A 20,030-nucleotide genomic window follows, 5' to 3' on the forward strand; every position below is an offset into this window, starting at 1 on the left:
CAGCCCGAGAGGATATAAAAAATATATGCAGAGTATCGTTTTTTTATATTCAGAAAATATGCCGCCAAATATAAAAAGACCCGCGCGGGCGCGGGCCGCTGAGCGGAATAAAACCCCGGTCAGGCTACCCGTGCCGCCTGCTCCGGCGGGCTGAGCACCGCGTTGCGGCAATATTCCATAAACAGTTTGGCGGGGTTGGTGGGCTCGCTGCTGCGCAGATGGGCCATCACCAGCGTCGAGTTGGCCATCTCATCCTGAATCTCGACGCAGCGCACCTGCTGCCCGTCGTAGGTGATATCAGAAACCGGGCGGGTCACCAGAACCGAAAAGCCCAGCCCCTGGCCGACCATGCAGCGCACCATCTCAATCGACGGCGAGCTGTAGGCCACCTGAGGGTTATAGCCTTTATCTTTGAAAATACTGATGAAATAGTTACGGCTGGGGACAACGTCCAGCAGCACCATCGGCAGGTGGCTCAGCTCCGACAGCTTGACCGACGCCCGCTGCGCCAGCGGATGATTTGCCGGCAGCAGCGCGTAGGGCTTTTGCGGCGCGTTCAGGCTCTCGGTCTGAATCGAGACGTCCAGCTCGAGATCGTACATAAACGCCAGGTCAAAGCGACCGCGGTGCAGGCCGTGGGCTATTTCATGCTGCTCGCCATCATAAATTTTAATGGTGATATCCGGATAAATAGTCTTAAACCCGGCGATCAGCGACGGCAGGTAGAGCGGCGCCGCGGTCTCGAAACAGCCGATAGAAACAATCCCCGACACCAGCTCATTATCCGCCCTCGAGTTTTGCTCGAACTGGTACGAGAGCCGGAGCAACTCCTTCGCTTTCTCATAGAAGCGCTGCCCGCTGGAGGTCATGGAAACCCCCTGCGCATGGTGGCGAATAAAAAACTGCTGCTCAAACATATCTTCCAGGGTTTTCACCGCGATGGAGATAGAGGGCTGCGCGATATGGAGCTGTCGGGAGGCTTCGGCAATGCTCTCCGCTTCGACAACGGCAACAAAGTATTTGAGCTGTTTCAGGGTGAAATGGGGCATGCGATACCTTATTTTTTGTAGGCAAAGAGATAAGCTGAATAGGATTAAACGATGCTCCCCCTCGGGCGCAACCCCGCCGACAAGTAAAGATCAACAATCCGACATCGGTCAGATTTTTACAGAAAATTAACATGAAGGCGTAAAGAAAACGGCGACGCCGTCACGGGGCAGCAGCTTGATGGCGGCGGCTAAAAAAGTCCGGTTATATTTTTTTAGTTCCTTACCAATCCATCTGACAACATTAAAGCTTGTCAGAAACGCCATCACCATCCGGCGCTAAAATCCCACAGAGAAAATAAAATCCATTTAATTACAGATCATTAAAATCTCGGATGGCGAATTCCTTTGAGCCACATCACACAAAGCGTCATCGGCAGGATCCGCGCGCCGGCGGCCCCCGACCAGGCTAACAAAGTTTTTTATAGAGGTTACCTAGATTTTTAGTCCTTTCTCACTTCTCCCCCCTCCGGCATCATGAATTAACGGCAACAAATAAATAACAATTACGCAACACGATAACGGAGAGGCTTATGACCGACAGAAACTTTTGGCACAGCAGGCTGCAGGAGCAGCGCTTTATCAGCCATGCCATCGTCGATGGCCAGCCCTACGTCGCCCAAAGCCGCCGCGTTTTCCCGGTTATCAATCCCGCCTCCAACGCGCTGCTCGCCGAGGTCACGGCGCTTCAGGCAGAAGATATTGCTGTCGCCGTCCGGTCCTCCCGCAAGGCCTTTGACTCAGGCATCTGGTCAGGGCTCCCCGCGCAGGAGCGCAAGGCCGTTCTGCTGCGGCTTTCGGGGCTGATCCTCGAACATCGTGAAGAGCTGGCGCTGCTGGAGAGCGTCAGCATGGGCAAACCGGTCAACGATGCGCTAATCGTCGACGTTCCCGGCGCGGCGCACGTTTTCTCGTGGTACGCCGAAAGCGTGGATAAGATTTACGACGAGGTGGCCCCCGCCAGGAAAGGCTCTCTCGCCACCATCACCCGCGAAGCGATTGGCGTCGTGGCGGCCATCGTGCCGTGGAACTTCCCGCTCGACCTCGCCTCGTGGAAGCTCGGCCCGGCGCTGGCGGCCGGCAATAGCGTGATCCTTAAGCCTTCGGAGAACTCGCCGTTTTCGGCGCTGCGTCTGGCGGAGCTGGCGCTTGAGGCGGGCCTCCCGGCGGGCGTGCTGAACGTCGTCACCGGCCTGGGGACCGAAGCCGGCAGCGCCTTAGGTCTGCATAACGACGTCGATACCATCACCTTCACCGGCTCTACCGCCGTCGGCAAAGCCTTTATGGCCTACTCCGCACAGTCCAACCTCAAGCAGGTCTGGCTGGAGTGCGGCGGCAAAAGCGCTAATATCATCTTCGCCGACTGCAAGGATCTCGATTTGGCCGCCGAAAAAGCGGCTTTCGGCATCTGCTTCAACCAGGGCGAGGTCTGCTCGGCTAACTCTCGCCTGCTGGTCGAGCGGACGATTTACGCCGAATTTATCGCTAAGCTGCAGGAGAAAATGCAGGCGTGGGCGCCCTCTCACCCCTTCGAGCCTGCAGCCAAAATGGGCGCCATGGTCAGCGCGGCGCATGCGCAAAAGGTGATGAGCGCCATCCGCGCCGCCGAGCGCGCCGGTGCCCGCGTCCTCATCGGCGGTCGCGAGATTGAGATCGACGGCGTCGCCAACTACGTGGAACCGACGCTGATTGAAGCCGCGGATACCGCCTCCTCCCTGTGGCAGGAGGAGATTTTCGGCCCGGTGCTTGCCGTTATGCCTTTTGACGACGAGCAGCAGGCCGTCACTCTGGCCAATCAGCACATGTACGCCCTTGCCGCCTCGGTGTGGACCGACGATCTCCATCGCGCCCATCGCGTTGCCGGAATGCTTAACGCCGGGACAGTTTCGGTGAATACCGTCGATGCGCTGGACGTTAGCGTGCCGTTTGGCGGCAATAAGCAGTCTGGCTTTGGCCGCGACCTGTCGCTGCACGCCTTTGACAAATTCACCAGCCTCAAAACGACCTGGTTCCAGTTTCGCTAGCACCCGGCAGCTTTCGCATTTTTAGATTCCGCTTACAGGAGAGAGAAGATGACTACCCCGAATAACCCGCAGCGCAGCACCCCGGACTACCAGAGCGCCGATGCCGCGCACCATATCCACGCCTTTCTCGACCAGAAGGCGCTGAACGCCGAGGGGCCTCGCGTGATGGTCCGCGGGGAGGGTCTGTACCTTTGGGATAACGACGGCAACAAGTACCTCGACGGCATGTCCGGCCTGTGGTGCACCCAGCTCGGCTACAGCCGCCAGGATCTGGCGGATGCGGCGGCGGCGCAGTTCGCTAAGCTGCCGTATTACAATATGTTCTTCCACACTACTCACCCGACGGTGATCGAGCTCTCCGAGCTGCTGTTCAGCCTGCTGCCGCCGCACTACAGCCACGCGATTTACACCAACTCGGGTTCTGAATCGAACGAAGTGCTGATCCGCACCGTTCGCCGCTACTGGCAGATCCTCGACAAGCCGCAGAAGAAGGTGATGATTGGCCGCTGGAACGGCTATCACGGCTCAACCCTCGCCGCCACCGCGCTGGGCGGGATGAAGGCGATGCACACCATGGGCGGCATGATCCCCGACGTGGCCCATATCGACGAGCCCTACTGGTACATGCACGGCGGCAGCCTGACGCCGCACGAGTTTGGCCTGCGCTGCGCCGGCCAGCTCGAGGAGAAAATACTCGAGCTGGGCGCGGAAAACGTGGCCGGTTTTATCGCCGAGCCGTTCCAGGGCGCGGGCGGGATGATTTTCCCGCCGGAAAGCTACTGGCCTGAGATCCAGCGCATTTGCCGGAAGTACGACGTCCTGCTGTGCGCCGATGAGGTCATTGGCGGCTTTGGCCGCACCGGCGAGTGGTTCGCGCATCAGTACTTCGGCTTCGAGCCGGATACGCTGTCCATCGCCAAAGGGCTGACCTCCGGGTACGTGCCGATGGGCGGCCTGGTGCTGAGCAAGCGCATGGCGGAAGTGCTGGTTGAGAAAGGCGGCGTCTTCGCCCACGGTCTGACCTACTCCGGCCACCCCGTTGCCGCCGCGGTGGCGATCGCCAACCTCAAAGCGCTGCGTGACGAAAACCACGTCACCAACGTGCGCGACAACACCGGCCCGTATCTGCAGAAAACGCTGCGGGAGGTATTCGACAATCACCCGCTGATCGGCGAAGTTCAGGGTACCGGCCTCGTCGCGGCCCTGCAGTTCGCGGAAGATAAAAGCACCCGCCGCCGCTTCGCCAACGAGAACGAGCTGGCCTGGCGCTGCCGAACCATCGGTTTTGAAGAGGGAGTCATTATTCGCTCGACCCTGGGGCGGATGATCATGGCGCCGGCGCTGATCGCCGGACGTAGCGAGCTGGACGAGCTGGTCGAGAAGACCAAACGCGCTATCGACCGTACGGCGAAGGAAGCCGGCCTGCTGTAAATCATCCCCTTCCCCCCGCGCCGCCACAGGCGCCGGGGGCCTGCCCTTCTCTCGATAAATAAAGCGATTAACCCGCAAAAACGCGCTCCCGCTAATTTCCGCACAAACCAACGCCCCGTCTGCGGTTTATTTTTAAACTGCAAATAGCACGTGCTGCTTAGTTTATAATAAGCTTGCTAACTATTATTTCACTCCATCAACCACCTCTGGCGACATTCACTCATTGCCGATCGATCTTCTCTGCAAGATATAGCGGTACGTACCGCTATTTATGCTGTGCCATGAAATATCGCATCCCCGCCCGGCGCCCAAAGCGCGACGACCGGACCCGGCTATCGATATCGCCATAATAAAGAGACCCGCAATATGAATATTAAAAAGCTGCGTTTAATGCTGCTGCTCGTCGTACCCGCTCTGGGGCTGGCGGCGGGCGGCTGGTGCTATTTTGCCAACGGTCACTACGTTGAAACGGATAATGCCTACGTGAAGGCCGATAAAACCGATATCAGCGCCGAAGTCGCGGGTCGGGTGGTAAAGGTGCTGGTGAAAGAAAACCAGCACGTGAATAAAGGCAACCTTCTGTTCAGCGTCGATGCCAGGCCCTATCAGCTCGCCGTTGCCGAAGCGGAATCGGATCTCAATAGTACGATCATCGATTTGAAAACCATTAAGTCGCAGTATCAAAGCAAGCAGGCCAATATTCAGGTTTCCCAAAGCCAGCACGAGTACGCTCGCCGTGAAGAGGCGCGTCTGCATCGTCTGAACGGGCCAGGCTACGTCTCGGCCTCCGATCTGGACGGTGCGCATCAGAAAACGCTGCTTATGGCCCTTGAGGTCAACATGTTGAAGAAGCAGCTCCAGGAAGTGGCCGACAGCTTTGGCGGGGATATTAATATGCCGCTACAGCAGCACCCGCGTTATAAGAAAGCGCTGGCTGAGCTCAATACGGCCAAAAATAATCTGCGCCACGTAAATGAATACGCTCCCGCCTCCGGCACCATAACCCGGGTATTACAAACCGGGGAATACGTGCAGGACGGTACCACGGCGATGCTTTTAGTCTCCGATGCCAACCTCTATATCGAGGCCAATTTTACCGAGAAAGATCTGACCCATATTCGCAATAACCAGCAGGCGGAGATCAGCGTTGATTATGCTCCGGGCGTGACCTGGCACGGCAAGGTCAGCAGCATCAGCCCGGCCACCGGCGCGGAGTATGCGGTAATTCCCGCCGAAAATGCCACCGGTAACTGGGTGAAGGTGACCCAGCGTATTCCGGTACGTATTCATCTGCAGACCGATGCCCGGCAGCCGCAGCTGCGGGCGGGCCTGAGCGCCACCATTAAAATTGACACCCGGTCTGATGCCGGCCGTGCGTCGTAACGAGGTGACTATGTCTGATACCACCCTCGCCCCACCACGTAAAAGTAGCGCCGTCGATCGCCGCCTGCTCATCACCTTCTCGGTGATGCTGGCGACCATCATGCAGGCGCTGGATACCACGATTGCCAACGTTGCCCTGCCGCATATGCAGGGCGCGATGGGAGCCACTCAGGATCAAACCTCGTGGGTGCTCACCTCCTATATCGTCGCCGCGGCCATCGCCATGCCGCTGACCGGTTTTATCTCCGCCCGCATCGGCCGCAAACGTCTGTTCGTTATTTCGGTCATCGGCTTCACCGTCGCCTCGATGCTGTGCGGCGCTGCCCAGTCGCTGAATCAGATTGTGCTCTTTCGCCTGCTGCAGGGGATTTTTGGCGCCAGCCTGGTACCGCTCTCGCAATCGGTCATGTTAGACAGCTGGCCGCCGGAGAAACAGGGCTCCGCGATGGCAATGTGGGGGATGGGGGTTATGGTTGGCCCGATCCTCGGCCCGGCCCTCGGCGGCTGGCTGACCGAATACTACAGCTGGCGCTGGGTGTTCTATATCAATATTCCCTTCGGCGTCCTCGCGTGGCTGGGCATTAGCACCTTCGTCACCGAAACGCCGATCGATAGCACCCGCCGGTTCGATCTGCTGGGATTCTTTTTCCTCAGCGTTGCCATCGGCAGCCTGCAGCTCTTCCTCGATCGCGGCGAGTCAAAGGCGTGGTTTGCCAGCGGCGAGATAATCACTGAAGCGGTGCTGGCGGCGCTGACGCTGTATCTGTTTGTGGTGCATATTTTTACGATTAAAAAACCCTTTATCGACCCGGCGATTTTCCGCGATAAGAACTTTGTCGTCGGCCTGCTGTTCAGTTTTGTGGTCGGGACGATCCTGCTGGCGACCATGGCGCTGATGCCGCCGCTGCTGCAGGGGCTGATGGGATATCCGGTCATTGACGTCGGCCTGCTGATGACGCCGCGCGGTTTTGGCACCATGTTCAGCATGATGCTGGTCGGGCGAATGGCGGGCAAAGTCGATATGCGCCACGTCATTACCGTGGGGATCGTCATTATGGCGGCTTCGCTGTGGATGATGACGCGCTACGCCATGTGGATGAGCCCGTGGGATATCGTCAGCTCCGGCGTGGTGCAGGGCGTGGGGATGGGATTAACCTTCGTGCCGCTTTCGACGCTGACCTTCTCCACGCTGCAGCCGCAGTATCGCACCGAGGGCACCGCGCTCTATTCGCTGATTCGCAATATCGGCAGCAGCATCGGTATTTCGGTGGTGACGACCTATCTGGCGCAGCAGTCCCAGCGTAACCACATGCTATTTTCCGGCTTTATTAATCCGTTCAATAAGGCTCTGCAGCACGATATGCAAGCGGGCGCTTACAATATTCATCACCTGCCCGGACTCGTGGCCATTAACGGCGAGGTCACGCGCCAGGCGATGGTGCTGGCCTATTATCAGGACTTCCGCCTGATGATGTTCCTGTGCTTTATTTTAGTGCCGCTGGTGCTGCTATTTTCAAAACCCGTGAAGCATCCCGCCAAATAAAAATCGCGGCGCAGATGAAATACAAAAATAAATAAAAAGCGCCTCCTGGCGAGGAGCGGCGGCCTGTACAGTGGCGCGTTATTTTTATTTTCACATGACAATCGTTACCCTGGATACCCTGAATGCGCATACCCCTCCTGCCCCTTTTGACGCTCTGCATCGGCCTGCTTCCCGGCGCGCTGCTGGCGCAAACGGGACAAGTCAAAACCAATGCCGAAAAATCGGCTGATGACCCAACCCGGGTCACTACCAGGGTCGGCATCGCCTGGTCCGATAACTATGCAATGGATGACAGCAACCTCGCCTTCTCCGGTTCGCTGGCCTTAGACCAGGCCCGGAAAATCAACGTGCGGATCAACAGCGATGCTTCCGAATGGCGCGTTGGCGGCTCGTGGCTGTTTCCGATTGGGATCTTTAACTTCAATTTCGGCAAAAATGAGTACCCCGGCGACGCGTCGCAGACCAACTACTCCATCGGCACCTTCGTGCCGCTGAGCTTCTTTGGTATTGAGCCCGCTGGCTTCCAGATATTCCCGATGGCGGGCTATAGCTACAACACCGGCGATCGCATGGCCTGCAATGCCGATAAGCATAAGGCCTGCTCGCAGTCCGATTTTAGCGGCATGCCGTCGCCGGAAAATGGTTTTGAATCAACCAATATCTCCGGCAGCAGCGGCTATCTCGGCGCCTTTGTCCTCAAACCGCTGACGCAGAATCTGCGGATGATCGGCTTCCTGGGCGGCTCTTATGGTTCGAAAAGCGACGCGGGCGACAACTATAAAGGCTACTTCGGCGGTCTCGGCCTCGGCTATAACCTCACCGAGCATAACGCGGTGAAGGTACTGACGTACGTCCAGGATAACAACACCTACCTTGATGAGGCCGATAAGCGCATCCTGCTGGCCTGGCAATACCAGCTCTGATATCCATCAGCCGGAGGCGGAAGGCGCCTTCGGGATGACATCCCGCTTCTTTAGCGGGTACACTACGCCTCCAGTACTCCCTCTCAAGTCACCCATGCTGAAGAAACTACGCTTTATTGTTCCACTCCTGGCGCTGGCAGCCCTGGTCGTCTGGTGGTTTACGCCACGCTACTCTGAAGAAGACGAAGCCTACTATCGCTCGGTTTTCTGCCTCATCGATCATCACGACAGCCGCGCATTCCTTCGCGATATGGAAAGTGTTGTCGAAGGCGGTAATTCGGATTATGCCCTGCACAAGATCCGCTACATTCCGGCTCTGGGTGAAAAAATGCGGCAAACGTGGCAGCAGCTTAGCCCGGATGAGCAACGCGCGAGCCGCGAAGACCGGCAGCGCTGCTATCAGCTGATGGGCGAGAAGAAGCAGGATTAAGCCAGCCGCAAGCTGACTATGGCGTACGTCTTTTAGCCCGCAGGGCAGGTCGTGGTTGCTGGCGACCTGCCTTCTATTCCCGTTTCGCCAGTGGTTTCTTCTTTAAATTATAAAGAAACCATATATTGCTCGCGGTCATAAAAAAGTAGTTGATCTGATACGCACAAGCTTTTATTTTGCTTGTCAGTTTTTCAAACGAGATAAAACGATGCCTACTATTACAGCCGGTAGTATGAAAGAAGCCAAAGAATTAATTAACTGCGGGAAATATAAGGAAATAGTTCTTAACTTTGATATTGATGCCGATGATTTTTTCACCCTCGCGACATCCCAGCACGCCACCAAAATCACCATCTCCGACAAAAACACCCACTCACCGGTAAAATTAGAAAAATAATTAAAAACCTCTGAGGTATTTCTTATGTTGCTATTTATTGGCACAGCAGCAGTTGCTTTTCTCTCTTCATTAATGCTGATCTGGCTTGACGATCGCATCAGCGAGCAGGATTAACCTCCGGCGCGCAGCTCCCCCCTCTTTTATTCTACATGCCCGTGTGCGCTCATCGTGAAGCGCTACGGGCTGTTCCTGCAGCACCCGTTACGCCACTTCAGCCAATCTGCTCACTCGCCGCTGTGCGGGAAAGCGTGAAGGCTCCGCGCCGTCTCGCGACGCGGAGTGAAAGCGCGGTAATTACAGCGACTTTGCCAGGCGTTCGACGGCGGTCAGCAGACCCGCTTCCGACACCGTTGAGTAGGAGAGGCGCAGCGTGCGGGTATCCGGATTGTCGTTATAGAACGCTTCGCCCGGCACGTAGACCACGCCGTTTTCGAGGGTCTTTTTCATCCATTGCATGGTATCGAACGGATAGCGGAAGCGAGCCCACAGGAACATACCGCCTTTGGGCCGGCTGAACTCCAGATGCTCGCCAAGCTGGCTCTCCAGGGCATCAGCCAGGGCGACGCACTTCTTGCGATAATCTTCGCGGATCAGGGCTATCTGGTTCTCCAGGCGGTTCATCGCCAGGTATTCCGCGGTGATCACCTGCGACAACATGTTGGTGTGGAGATCCGCCGCCTGCTTGACGATCACCGTCTGCTGCGCCAGCCAGTCCGGCATCACAATCCAGCCGATGCGCATGCCCGGGGCGAGGATCTTGGAGAACGTCGAGGTGTAGACCACCTGGTCTTCACAGCCGAGCTCCTGCGCGTACTGATACAGCGGACGGCGGACTTCGTCGGTAAAGCTGATTTCACCGTAGGGATCGTCTTCGATAATCACGAAATCATGCTGCTTCGCCAGCTCAACCACCCGACGGCGGCGATCGGCGCTGAGGGTTTTACCGCCCGGGTTGCCGAAGGTGGGCACCAGGTACACGGCCTTGACCTTAGTCGTCGCCAGCAGATCCGCCAGCTGTTCCACCAGCATGCCGTCATCATCGGTATCGACGCTGAGGATATTCGCCTGAGCCAGCTGGAACACCTGCAGCGCGGCCAGATAGGTCGGGCGCTCGACGACGATCGCATCGCCCGGATCGAGCAGCGTACGCGCGACGATATCCAAAGACTGCTGCGAACCGGAGGTGATATAGACATGGCTTGCCGGACAGGCAACGCCGCGCGCCTGACACAGTTCGCTGACGGCCTGACGCAGCGGCGGATAGCCTTCGGTCAATCCGTACTGGAACGCATCGTTGAAACGCCCGCCCATCGCCTGCTGCACCGCCAGATTCAGGCCTTCGGTATCAAACAGCTCCGGAGCCGGGATCCCACCACCCAGTGAGATAACGCCGGGGAGTTTACTGTGCTTGAGAAGTTCGCGGACGGCGGAGGGCTTGAGTTCACCCGCGCGGGCGGCGAGTCGCCGATCGTGCATATTATTTTCCTTTTTTGTCTGTCTTGTTGTTGTGGTTTGTTAACTATTTAGTAGCAATTTTTACCCAAAATCCCCGGCAGCGCTACGCCTACCGGGGATTTTGCGGCCCCTGCGATTCGGCGCCGGCGGAACTATCGTCTATCGCTGTCTTTCAGCACAATTAGCGGTTCAATATCGCTCTCTTTTTTGACCACCAGCGAATCATCGCCGCGCAGGCAGGTGCCGCCGTAGTTGCCGCCAACGGTAAAGGTGCACACCTGAATGTATTTACCATCCACTTTCGGCAGGCACCACAGCTGCTGGTAAATATTTTTGCGATCGACAAACTGCCCGCTGGTCTTATCCAGCACCTCGTCGTCGGGACTTATCAGATCGATATTGTTGCCGCAGCGCCCGGAGATGGGCTTAATCGCGTAGCCGGTTTTCGCCAGATCGTCGTTGACGACAAAATCGGTGTCCAGAAGATAGCGATGGTTCGGGAACAGCGACCACAGCACCGGCAGAATCGCCTTGTTGCCGGGGATCACCGTCCACAGCGGTTCGAATACCAGCACCTCGGGGCGCAGCAGGACGTCAATCAGCCGCACCTCGTTTTGCGGATGGCCGGTGCGGATCGGCACGGCGGCGTACTCGTCGGCGCTAACCTCGCGCACCTGCTCGATGGCGGTTTCCCATGCCCAGGTTTTCCAGACGCAGTTAACCAGCCGCCCGTCGCCGTCGATCAGCTGCCCGGCGGCATCCCAGCGCAGCTCATCAAGGCCAAAGAGGATTTTGCTCTCGAAGCCGGCCTGGGTGAGCGAACGCTGGATAAACAGCGCGTGGTAGTTCTCCTCCAGATCCTTATCCTGCATGATGTGCACAAAAGGCCGCGCCCGGCTGTGCTTCCACGCGCCCGCCAGCTCATCCAGCAGATCTTCCGCCGGATTATGACCGCTGCCGTAGTAGCCCTGCTTCAGCCACTGCTCGAGGATCAGCCCGCCTTCGGTATGGCAGGAGGCGGAGTCGGCGTTGTATTCATAGACCTTCAGCCCGCGCTCGTCCATGCAGAAATCCATGCGGCCGGTGATCATATGGTGGCGACGTCGCTGCCATGAGAGGCGCAGACGCGGCCAGAGAATTTTGGGGATATCGAACAGCGCCAGCAGGCCGTCGTCTTTCATCACCTTATCGGTGGCGTGCAGGTACATCAAATGCAGCTCGTTGGTTGCTTTGATCAGCTCCTGCTCGGCGCTTTCGGTAATGGTGAAATACTGGTAAGGGTCGGCGTTAATAAAGTGGCCGTTGGCGTCAACGTAGGCTTTCTGCAGCGTATCTTTCTCGTTCAGCCACTTGCCGCGAAACTGCCCGTTGTTCGGCAGGCGGGCGCCGCGAATGGCCATCGCTTCGCCCGGCAGCACCGGCTGCGCCAGGCTGTGCTCGGTATCAGCGGTCTGGATCATCCAGCCAAGGATCTCGGTATCGGCGAAGGTATCTTTGAGGGTGTAGATGCCGTTATGCACCTCGAGGGTTAATTCGCGCGTCCACTGCTGGCCCTGCGGCAGCGGCGTGTGGATAACGTTTTGCTCGGCGATCCTGACCTTATTGCCTACCAGCTGCGTAATCACCGCCACGTGGCCGGTATGCTTGAACTCGCCGCCCTTCTGCCAGATCAGCAGGGAGCCGGCCATCGGCGGACGGCGCGAGCCGTTGGCAAAGGCCTGCAGCGGCAGAATATTGTCGTTAACCACTTCGCGCAGAAAGCGCAGGGAGAAGATTTCATACGCCATGCCGACGTCGGTGAAGACGAAACCGTAGGTGAGAAACAGGAAGCGGCGCGCAAACTCGACGCACTGCCATTTGTGCCCCATATACTCGTTATTGATATAGCTGCGGAACGTGGCGTCATCCGGATAGTCTTGCGGATTTAAGCTGCTGTAGTTCGATGAATAAATTGCCACGCCGCCCGGCGCGTAGCCTAACAATGTACCAAAAGGGGCATCACTGCTTGTCGATCCTTTGCTCATTAGCCTGACCTCAAATTAATGCAGCCCGGGCAGTTGGCGGAACAAAACTCCCTCTTCTTATCCTGCCGCAGGCACTTACCAGACAGAGGTGGAATAATGATACCACTCATTCGATTCGCTAATTGTGCCCTTACGGAAAATAACCCTGCGCCGCAGGGCAAAAGTGATATCGTTTATCTGAGATATAACAACAAATAGCGAATTAACGTCAGGAGTTGATTATGAGCACACAACCGCATCTGCAAGCGCAACCGCTGGTCTGGGGACATGGTCCGCGCACCTTCGAGGTTTTCCTGGAGCCAACCTGCCCCTATTCGGTACGCGCATTCAATAAGCTCGACGACCTGCTCGACGAGGTCGGCGCGGATAACGTGACCATTAAAATTCGCCTGCAGTCCCAGCCGTGGCACATGTTCTCGGGGGTCATCGTGCGCTGTATTCTGGCGGCCTCCACCCTGCCGCACGGCAGAGAGCAGGCGCATAAGGTGCTACAAGCCGTGGCCGACCATCGCGAAGAGTTCGAATTTACCGATCACTGCAGCGGGCCAAATATGAACGCCACTCCGCAGCAAATCGTTGAGCGTATCGAGCGCTACAGCCACGTTCTGCTTTCCGCAGCGTTCGCCCGCCCGGAGCTGCAGGCGGAGATCAAATGGCACAGCAAATATGCGCGCCAGAACGGCATCCACGTGTCGCCGACCTTTATGGTCAACGGGCTGGTGCAGGCGGATCTCGGCAGCGGCGACGATATCAGCGTCTGGGCCGCGCGGATAATGGCCTGAGTTAGGGCGCCGCCCCGGTGAGCGTAACGCGGCCGGGGAAGCCGTCCGGGAATATCGCCAGCGGGTGAATAAGCCTCACACTGTTAAATCCTTAATACGCCACCTGCTACACTCCCTGAACACCTCACTACAAAGGCAGACCAGCATGTCAGAGAATAACTACCAACCCCCGAAAGTGTGGGAATGGAAGCAGAACAACGGCGGCGCGTTCGCCAACATCAACCGTCCTGTCTCCGGCGCAACGCATGAGCAAGCGCTGCCGGTCGGCTCGCATCCCCTTCAGCTTTACTCCCTGGGAACGCCTAACGGCCAGAAGGTGACGATCCTGCTGGAAGAGCTTCTGGCGCTGGGCGTGAGCGATGCGGAGTATGACGCCTGGCTGATTCGGATCGGCGAAGGCGATCAGTTCTCAAGCGGCTTTGTTGCGGTGAACCCGAACTCAAAAATCCCGGCGCTGAGCGATCGCTCAACCACCCCGCCAACGCGCGTGTTTGAGTCCGGCAGCATTCTGCTTTATCTCGCGGAGAAGTTCGGTTTCTTCCTGCCAAAAGATCCGGCCGGGCGCACCGAGACGCTGAACTGGCTGTTCTGGCTGCAGGGCGCCGCGCCGTTCCTCGGCGGCGGCTTTGGCCACTTCTTCAACTACGCGCCGGTGAAAATCGAGTACGCCATCGACCGCTTCACCATGGAAGCCAAGCGTCAGCTCGACGTGCTGGATAAGCGGCTCGCCGATAACCGCTACGTCGCCGGAGAAGAGTACACCATCGCCGATATGGCTATCTGGCCGTGGTACGGCAACGTGGTGCTCGGTGGCGTCTACAACGCCGCCGAATTCCTTGACGCCAGCAGCTATAAAAACGTTCTGCGCTGGGCGCAGGAGGTCGGCAGCCGTCCGGCGGTTCAGCGCGGACGGATCGTTAACCGCACCAACGGCCCGCTAAACGAGCAGCTCCACGAGCGCCATAGCGCCAGCGACTTCGATAGCCAAACCGAAGACAAGCGCCAGGCATAAGCCCCCAGCCGGAGGCTTCGGCCTTCGGCTATTAGCGCTCGAGGCGGTATCCCGCCATAAAGTAGCGCATCGCGGTGCAGGAACTCCCTTCTTTAAAGAAATCCATAATCATGTAGCGGTCGAGGCCATAGCGACGGGTCAGGATCCCGGCCTCCCACGCGCTAAGCTGGCGGTCACCGGTTTTTTCAAACATCCGCTGAGAATAGCCGAGCACAAACCCGCGCTTATAGTCGGTACAAAAATTTGCGGCGCCGCTGGCGCTGTCGGCCTGAGCCGCCTGCAGTCCGGCCATTAAACCTTTACCAAAATGGTTATCCATCGCTTCCCCCTCAATCGTTATATACAAAATTATATAGCGATTTTTTAAGCAAAGGGTAGCGCTATTTCAACCGATCGCGCTAGCGTAAATACTTCTCAAACCAGGCCAGGGTTCTCTGCCACGCCAGCTCCGCCGCTTCCCGGTCATAGCGCGGCGTGGAGTCGTTATGAAACCCGTGATTAACCCCCTGATAAATATAGGCCTCATAGACCTTATGCTGCGCTTTCAGCGCCTCTTCATAGGCCGGCCAGCCCTGATTGATGCTGCTATCGAGGCCGGCGTAGTGCAGCAGCAGCGGCGCCTGAATCCTGGCGACTTCGTTGAGCGGCGGCTGCCGGCCGTAGAACGGCACCGCGCAGGCCAGCTCCGGGGTAGCCACTGCGGCGGCGTTGCTGACGCCTCCGCCGTAGCAAAAGCCGGTAATGCCGACTTTTCCCGTCGCCTGCGGATGCTTCGCCATAAACGCCACTGCGGCAAAAAAGTCGTTCATCAGCTTCACGGGATCGACTTTCTGCTGCAGCACTCTCCCTTCATCATCATTGCCGGGATAGCCGCCGACGGAGCTCAGGCCGTCCGGCGCCAGGGCGATATAGCCCGCCTTCGCTACCCGCCGGGCAACGTCTTCAATATAGGGATTAAGGCCGCGGTTCTCATGCACCACCACCACCGCCGCGGCTTTGTCGGCTAGCTTCGTCGGCGTCACCAGGTATGCGCGCACTTCGCCATGGCCGTCGGGAGAGGGATAGTGAATATACTCCGGGCGGATATCCGGGTCGGTAAACACCACCTGCTCCGCCAGGGCATAGTTGGGTTTCAGCAGGTTAAACAGCGCCAGCGCGGTCATTCCGCCGACGGCATATTTCCCCGCCAGCTGGAGAAACTCACGTTTGCTGATTTTACCGTGGGCATAGTAGTCGTAGTACTCGAGCAGCTGCTGCGGGAAATCTTTGGCGGTCAGTCTCGTCATCGCGTGTTCTCCGTAGGTGAAGGCCCTTTAAGCAAAGCATAAGCTCGCCGGGACGCCAGAAATCTCGCGAGGGTCGGGAACGTTCTATGAAAAGAAGCGGGATCGTGGCCTGACGCAAAGGGCGCTGGGAGAGCTGACGCAGAGCGACCAGCACGCGGCGGATGGTCAGCTGAATATGTGGCAGACTTTGTTAGAGAGGCAAACCGCTCGCCCGGTAGCTAAACGCTGCCGGGCAGGCAGGAACTAGTGCTTAACTTTGGTCAGGCGATCGAGATAGCCCATCACAAAAGCCGACAGCACGAAGGTCAGGTGAATAATGACGTACCACATCAGCTTATTGTCCGGGACGTTTTTGGCATCCATAAACACCCGCAGCAGGTGGATCGAGGAGATCGCAACGATGGAGGCCGCAACTTTGTTTTTCAGCGAAGTGGCGTCCATTTTTCCCAGCCAACTGAGCTTCTCTTTGCCCTCGTTGATATCCAGCTGAGAGACAAAGTTTTCATAGCCCGAGAACATCACCATCACCAGCAGGCCGCCGACCAGCGTCATATCCACCAGCGACAGCAGGGTCAGGATCAGGTCCGACTCCCCTACGCTGAAGATATGCGGCAGGATGTGGAGGATCTCCTGAAAAAATTTGATCGACAGCGCCACCAGTCCCAGAGAGAGACCAAAATAAACCGGTGCCAGCAGCCAGCGTGAGGCGTACATGGCATTTTCCAGAAAGCGTTCCATAAGACCCTGTAAGTTAAAAAAAACGATCGGCATTATATCGCAACCCGCCAGCGTGATTGCAACATCCGCTCAGCGCCGCGGATCGACAGAGATAAAAAAGGCCGGCACAAGGCCAGCCTCCTGGGGAGATGTTGGTGAGGGCTACTGCGCTTTAACAGTCTCTTCGCCCACCAGACCAATCTTCAGATAGCCCGCCTGGTGCAGGGTATCCATGACTTTCATCATCGTCTCGTAGTCCACGGTTTTATCGGCGCGGAAGAAGACGGTGGTGTCTTTCTTACCTTCAGTCAGGGTATTCAGCGCGTTAATCATGCTCTCTTCGGTCACCGGATCGTTGCCGAGGAACATCGTTTTATCCGCCTTCACCGACAGATAGATCGGCTTTTCCGGACGCGGCTGCGGCTGGCTGGAGGAGGCGGGCAGGTTGACCTTCACATCAACCGTCGCCAGCGGAGCGGCCACCATAAAGATAATCAGCAGCACGAGCATGACGTCGATAAACGGCGTCACGTTAATATCGTGCATTTCGCCGTTATCATCGAGGTTTTCGTTAAAATGCATCGCCATAAAGCATCAACCTACTCGTAATTTCTGCGCGGTACGTACCGGCGAAGAGCCGCTGGCGCTGAGGTCCAGATCGCGGCTTTGCAGCAGCAATACCTGGGCGGCGACGTCGCCGAGAGTGGCTTTGTAGCTGCCGATCATACGGGCGAAGATGTTATAGATAACCACCGCCGGGATAGCGGCAAACAGGCCGATTGCCGTTGCCAGCAGCGCTTCCGCGATGCCCGGTGCGACAACCGCGAGGTTGGTGGTCTGAGTCTGGGCGATGCCGATAAAGCTGTTCATGATTCCCCAGACGGTACCAAACAGGCCGACGAACGGGGAGATGGCGCCGATGGTCGCCAGGTAGCCGTTTCCGCGGCCCATATAACGACCTACAAACGCCACGCGGCGCTCAAGGCGGAAACCGGTACGCTCTTTAATGCCTTCGTTATCTTCGACGCCAGCCGACAGCTCGAGCTCGTTCTGCGCTTCGTTGATAAGCTGCGTGCTCAGGCTTTTAGGATGGAAAGCGTTGGCGATATCGCTGGCCTGGTCGAGGGAGCGCGCTTCGCCGAGAAGCTGCTGTTCGCGCTTGAGGCGGCGCTTGCTGGAGAGGATTTCCGCACCCTTGCCGAAGAAGATAGCCCATGTGACTATCGACGCCAGAATCAGGCCGATCATCACGACCTTAACGACAATATCGGCATGATGATACATACCCCAAACGGAAAGATCCGCCTGCATCAAATTATTACCCACTCTGAGTCTCCAGGACGTAAATCACAAAATCTGAGCATAATAATATCAAAACGGCATCGAATTGATAGTGGTTCTCATTAGTATTTACACTGTGCAGCAAATCACGTTTATTTTCCTTGCGCTTACGCAGTAAAAAAGCGGCCGCCGGGGGATTTGGTAAAATTTTTGCCTGTATCCGTCGTTAGCCGGTACAGCTCCGGGTATTCATGCTAGTTTAGACGTCCAGACGTATAAAAACAGGCAAAAAACATGGCTGACAAACATCTTGATACCGCTCTGGTCCACGCCGGACGCAGTAAAAAATATACCCTAGGATCGGTAAACAGCGTGATACAGCGCGCTTCGTCGCTGGTGTTCGACACCGTCGAAGATAAGAAACATGCCACCCGCAACCGGGCGAAGGGCGAGCTGTTTTACGGCCGCCGCGGCACGCTGACCCACTTCTCGCTGCAGGAAGCCATGTGCGAGCTGGAAGGCGGCGCCGGCTGCGCCCTGTTCCCCTGCGGTGCGGCGGCGGTGGCCAATACGATTCTGGCGTTTGTTGAGCAGGGCGACCACGTTCTGATGACCAACACCGCCTATGAGCCGAGCCAGGACTTCAGTACCAAGGTGCTTGCCAGGCTCGGCGTGAGCACCGGCTGGTTCGATCCGCTGATTGGCGCCGATATCGCCCGTCTGGTCCAGCCGAATACCCGCGTGGTGTTTCTCGAGTCTCCGGGTTCAATCACTATGGAGGTCCACGACGTTCCGGCGATCGTCGCGGCCGTGCGCAGCGTTGCCCCGGAGGCAATCATCATGATCGACAACACCTGGGCGGCCGGCGTGCTGTTCAGGGCGCTGGATTTTGGCGTCGATATCTCGATTCAGGCCGGGACCAAATACCTGATTGGCCACTCCGATGCGATGGTCGGCACCGCGGTTGCCAACGCGCGCTGCTGGGACCAGCTGCGTGAGAACGCCTATCTGATGGGGCAGATGCTCGACGCGGATACCGCCTATATGACCAGCCGCGGCCTGCGCACCCTCGGCGTGCGCCTGCGTCAGCACCACGAGAGCAGCCTGCGCATCGCCGAATGGCTGTCGCAGCATCCGCAGGTGGCGCGGGTCAACCATCCTGCGCTGCCGGGCAGCAAAGGGCATGAGTTCTGGAAGCGCGACTTTACCGGCAGCAGCGGCCTGTTCTCGTTTATTCTCAATAAGCGGCTGAACGACGCCGAGCTGTCCACTTATCTGGACAACTTCAGCCTGTTCAGCATGGCCTACTCCTGGGGCGGTTTCGAATCACTGATCCTGGCTAACCAGCCGGAGCACATCGCCGCCATCCGCCCCGAGGCGGAAGTCGATTTCAGCGGCACGCTGATTCGCGTCCATATCGGTTTAGAAAATGTTGACGATCTGCTGGCGGATTTAGCGGCGGGCTTCGCGCGTATCGTGTAAAGTGACGGCCAGTGGCAATAATTGCGGACGTTCTGTTAGAGGCGGCCGCTTTTGTTGCGCCCGGGATCAAGGTGTTCGGGGCTCTTCAGGAGTACACTAGTCAAAAATACGGTACCACTTAGGAAAGTCCATGGTTGTTATTCAAGAGATTGTCGCCGCGCTCTGGCAACATGATTTTGCCGCATTGGCGAACCCTCACGTTGTGGGCGTTGTATATCTGGTCATGTTCGCGACCCTGTTTCTCGAGAACGGTCTGCTGCCGGCCTCGTTTTTACCCGGGGACAGCCTGCTGCTGCTCGCCGGCGCGCTGATTGCGAAAGGCGTCATGGACTTTGTGCCCACCCTCGCCATTCTGACCGCGGCGGCCAGCCTCGGCTGCTGGCTGAGCTATATTCAGGGGCGCTGGCTCGGCAATACCGAGACCGTTAAGGGCTGGCTTGCCCATCTGCCGCAGAAATATCATCAGCGCGCGACCTGCATGTTCGATAAGCACGGGCTGCTGGCCCTGCTGGCCGGGCGCTTCCTGGCCTTCGTTCGCACCCTGCTGCCAACAATGGCCGGTATTTCCGGGCTCTCCAACCGCCGCTTCCAGTTCTTCAACTGGCTCAGCGCGCTGCTGTGGGTCGGCGTGGTCACCGGGCTCGGATATGCGCTCAGCATGATCCCTTTCGTCAAGCGCCACGAAGATCAGGTGATGACCTGCCTGATGATCCTGCCTATCGCTCTGCTGGTTGCCGGGCTGCTCGGTACGCTGGTGGTGGTCATTAAGAAAAAGTTCTGCAGCGCCTGATTGACCTTCCCGGGAGGGCGCCAG

General features: G+C 57.6%; 19 protein-coding genes. 11 read left to right on the plus strand and 8 right to left on the minus strand.

All coding sequences use genetic code 11. The annotated features are described in order from the left end of the window. Positions 1-119: 119 nt before the first annotated feature. A complete protein-coding gene (locus M2416_RS18375) occupies positions 120-1,049 on the minus strand; it encodes a LysR family transcriptional regulator (protein ID WP_041147246.1) in 930 nt (309 codons plus the stop codon). A gap of 530 nt (positions 1,050-1,579) precedes the next feature. On the opposite strand from M2416_RS18375, the gene M2416_RS18380 reads away from it, so the two are divergent. The 7 genes from M2416_RS18380 to M2416_RS18410 all read left to right on the plus strand — a co-directional run bounded on the left by M2416_RS18380 (position 1,580) and on the right by M2416_RS18410 (position 9,177). Beyond that, a complete protein-coding gene (locus M2416_RS18380) occupies positions 1,580-3,070 on the plus strand; it encodes an aldehyde dehydrogenase (protein ID WP_076946644.1) in 1,491 nt (496 codons plus the stop codon). Between the two features lie 48 nt (positions 3,071-3,118). Next, on the plus strand, positions 3,119-4,501 hold the full coding sequence (locus tag M2416_RS18385; RefSeq protein ID WP_041147248.1) for an aspartate aminotransferase family protein: 1,383 nt from the start codon (positions 3,119-3,121) through the stop codon (positions 4,499-4,501). Positions 4,502-4,867: 366 nt separating this feature from the next. Next, a complete protein-coding gene (locus M2416_RS18390; protein ID WP_259226285.1) occupies positions 4,868-5,884 on the plus strand; it encodes an HlyD family secretion protein in 1,017 nt (338 codons plus the stop codon). A gap of 10 nt (positions 5,885-5,894) precedes the next feature. Continuing rightward, positions 5,895-7,427 (plus strand): DHA2 family efflux MFS transporter permease subunit, encoded by a 1,533-nt coding sequence (locus M2416_RS18395; RefSeq protein ID WP_134527775.1) that lies wholly within the window; start codon positions 5,895-5,897, stop codon positions 7,425-7,427. Between the two features lie 122 nt (positions 7,428-7,549). Then, on the plus strand, positions 7,550-8,350 hold the full coding sequence (locus M2416_RS18400; protein ID WP_083708728.1) for a hypothetical protein: 801 nt from the start codon (positions 7,550-7,552) through the stop codon (positions 8,348-8,350). Between the two features lie 94 nt (positions 8,351-8,444). After that, the gene (locus M2416_RS18405; protein WP_076946641.1) at positions 8,445-8,780 is read left to right on the plus strand and encodes a hypothetical protein; all 336 of its coding nucleotides are present in this window, start codon (positions 8,445-8,447) and stop codon (positions 8,778-8,780) included. Between the two features lie 208 nt (positions 8,781-8,988). After that, positions 8,989-9,177 carry a hypothetical protein gene (locus M2416_RS18410; protein ID WP_045856893.1) on the plus strand — a complete coding sequence of 63 codons (189 nt, stop codon included), beginning with the start codon at positions 8,989-8,991 and terminating at the stop codon, positions 9,175-9,177. 294 nt (positions 9,178-9,471) lie between these two features. Here M2416_RS18410 and M2416_RS18415 read toward each other — a convergent pair whose 3' ends face one another. Both M2416_RS18415 and gss read right to left on the minus strand, forming a co-directional pair. After that, complete coding sequence (locus M2416_RS18415; RefSeq protein WP_259226286.1) at positions 9,472-10,653, minus strand: aminotransferase-like domain-containing protein; 1,182 nt, start codon at positions 10,651-10,653, stop codon at positions 9,472-9,474. A gap of 131 nt (positions 10,654-10,784) precedes the next feature. Beyond that, on the minus strand, positions 10,785-12,656 hold the full coding sequence (gss, locus tag M2416_RS18420; RefSeq protein ID WP_259226287.1) for a bifunctional glutathionylspermidine amidase/synthase: 1,872 nt from the start codon (positions 12,654-12,656) through the stop codon (positions 10,785-10,787). Between the two features lie 221 nt (positions 12,657-12,877). Here gss and M2416_RS18425 point away from each other — a divergent pair, with 221 nt between their 5' ends. Beyond that, on the plus strand, positions 12,878-13,438 hold the full coding sequence (locus tag M2416_RS18425; protein WP_076946638.1) for a DsbA family protein: 561 nt from the start codon (positions 12,878-12,880) through the stop codon (positions 13,436-13,438). Between the two features lie 145 nt (positions 13,439-13,583). Continuing rightward, positions 13,584-14,450, plus strand: a complete 867-nt coding sequence (yghU, locus tag M2416_RS18430; protein WP_076946637.1) for a glutathione-dependent disulfide-bond oxidoreductase — start codon at positions 13,584-13,586, stop codon at positions 14,448-14,450. Positions 14,451-14,481: 31 nt separating this feature from the next. Here the strand turns inward: yghU and M2416_RS18435 are convergent, their stop codons facing one another. From M2416_RS18435 to exbB, 5 genes are all read right to left on the minus strand, one after another. Next, positions 14,482-14,769, minus strand: a complete 288-nt coding sequence (locus M2416_RS18435) for a DUF2623 family protein (protein WP_076946636.1) — start codon at positions 14,767-14,769, stop codon at positions 14,482-14,484. Positions 14,770-14,848: 79 nt separating this feature from the next. After that, a complete protein-coding gene (yghX, locus tag M2416_RS18440) occupies positions 14,849-15,736 on the minus strand; it encodes a YghX family hydrolase (protein WP_259226288.1) in 888 nt (295 codons plus the stop codon). A gap of 243 nt (positions 15,737-15,979) precedes the next feature. Beyond that, positions 15,980-16,474, minus strand: a complete 495-nt coding sequence (locus tag M2416_RS18445) for a TIGR00645 family protein (RefSeq protein WP_041147753.1) — start codon at positions 16,472-16,474, stop codon at positions 15,980-15,982. Positions 16,475-16,615: 141 nt separating this feature from the next. Further along, positions 16,616-17,041, minus strand: a complete 426-nt coding sequence (gene exbD, locus M2416_RS18450; protein WP_041147256.1) for a TonB system transport protein ExbD — start codon at positions 17,039-17,041, stop codon at positions 16,616-16,618. 6 nt (positions 17,042-17,047) lie between these two features. Beyond that, on the minus strand, positions 17,048-17,779 hold the full coding sequence (exbB, locus tag M2416_RS18455; protein WP_076946634.1) for a tol-pal system-associated acyl-CoA thioesterase: 732 nt from the start codon (positions 17,777-17,779) through the stop codon (positions 17,048-17,050). A gap of 249 nt (positions 17,780-18,028) precedes the next feature. On the opposite strand from exbB, the gene metC reads away from it, so the two are divergent. Together metC and yghB are read left to right on the plus strand one after the other, a co-directional pair. After that, a complete protein-coding gene (metC, locus tag M2416_RS18460) occupies positions 18,029-19,216 on the plus strand; it encodes a cystathionine beta-lyase (RefSeq protein ID WP_259226289.1) in 1,188 nt (395 codons plus the stop codon). A 130-nt stretch (positions 19,217-19,346) separates the two neighbouring features. Continuing rightward, the gene (yghB, locus tag M2416_RS18465; protein ID WP_041147259.1) at positions 19,347-20,006 is read left to right on the plus strand and encodes a DedA family general envelope maintenance protein YghB; all 660 of its coding nucleotides are present in this window, start codon (positions 19,347-19,349) and stop codon (positions 20,004-20,006) included. The last annotated feature ends 24 nt before the right edge of the window (positions 20,007-20,030 follow it).

The organism is Klebsiella sp. BIGb0132, from assembly GCF_024810075.1.
Lineage (GTDB): Bacteria > Pseudomonadota > Gammaproteobacteria > Enterobacterales > Enterobacteriaceae > Klebsiella > Klebsiella terrigena.

Bases quoted from the DNA above. Each gene is read 5' to 3' on its own strand.
- M2416_RS18375 (WP_041147246.1), bottom strand. From the start codon at position 1,049: ATGCCCCATTTCACCCTGAAACAGCTCAAATACTTTGTTGCCGTTGTC.
- M2416_RS18380 (WP_076946644.1), top strand. From the start codon at position 1,580: ATGACCGACAGAAACTTTTGGCACAGCAGGCTGCAGGAGCAGCGCTTT.
- M2416_RS18385 (WP_041147248.1), top strand. From the start codon at position 3,119: ATGACTACCCCGAATAACCCGCAGCGCAGCACCCCGGACTACCAGAGC.
- M2416_RS18390 (WP_259226285.1), top strand. From the start codon at position 4,868: ATGAATATTAAAAAGCTGCGTTTAATGCTGCTGCTCGTCGTACCCGCT.
- M2416_RS18395 (WP_134527775.1), top strand. From the start codon at position 5,895: ATGTCTGATACCACCCTCGCCCCACCACGTAAAAGTAGCGCCGTCGAT.
- M2416_RS18400 (WP_083708728.1), top strand. From the start codon at position 7,550: ATGCGCATACCCCTCCTGCCCCTTTTGACGCTCTGCATCGGCCTGCTT.
- M2416_RS18405 (WP_076946641.1), top strand. From the start codon at position 8,445: ATGCTGAAGAAACTACGCTTTATTGTTCCACTCCTGGCGCTGGCAGCC.
- M2416_RS18410 (WP_045856893.1), top strand. From the start codon at position 8,989: ATGCCTACTATTACAGCCGGTAGTATGAAAGAAGCCAAAGAATTAATT.
- M2416_RS18415 (WP_259226286.1), bottom strand. From the start codon at position 10,653: ATGCACGATCGGCGACTCGCCGCCCGCGCGGGTGAACTCAAGCCCTCC.
- gss (WP_259226287.1), bottom strand. From the start codon at position 12,656: ATGAGCAAAGGATCGACAAGCAGTGATGCCCCTTTTGGTACATTGTTA.
- M2416_RS18425 (WP_076946638.1), top strand. From the start codon at position 12,878: ATGAGCACACAACCGCATCTGCAAGCGCAACCGCTGGTCTGGGGACAT.
- yghU (WP_076946637.1), top strand. From the start codon at position 13,584: ATGTCAGAGAATAACTACCAACCCCCGAAAGTGTGGGAATGGAAGCAG.
- M2416_RS18435 (WP_076946636.1), bottom strand. From the start codon at position 14,769: ATGGATAACCATTTTGGTAAAGGTTTAATGGCCGGACTGCAGGCGGCT.
- yghX (WP_259226288.1), bottom strand. From the start codon at position 15,736: ATGACGAGACTGACCGCCAAAGATTTCCCGCAGCAGCTGCTCGAGTAC.
- M2416_RS18445 (WP_041147753.1), bottom strand. From the start codon at position 16,474: ATGGAACGCTTTCTGGAAAATGCCATGTACGCCTCACGCTGGCTGCTG.
- exbD (WP_041147256.1), bottom strand. From the start codon at position 17,041: ATGGCGATGCATTTTAACGAAAACCTCGATGATAACGGCGAAATGCAC.
- metC (WP_259226289.1), top strand. From the start codon at position 18,029: ATGGCTGACAAACATCTTGATACCGCTCTGGTCCACGCCGGACGCAGT.
- yghB (WP_041147259.1), top strand. From the start codon at position 19,347: ATGGTTGTTATTCAAGAGATTGTCGCCGCGCTCTGGCAACATGATTTT.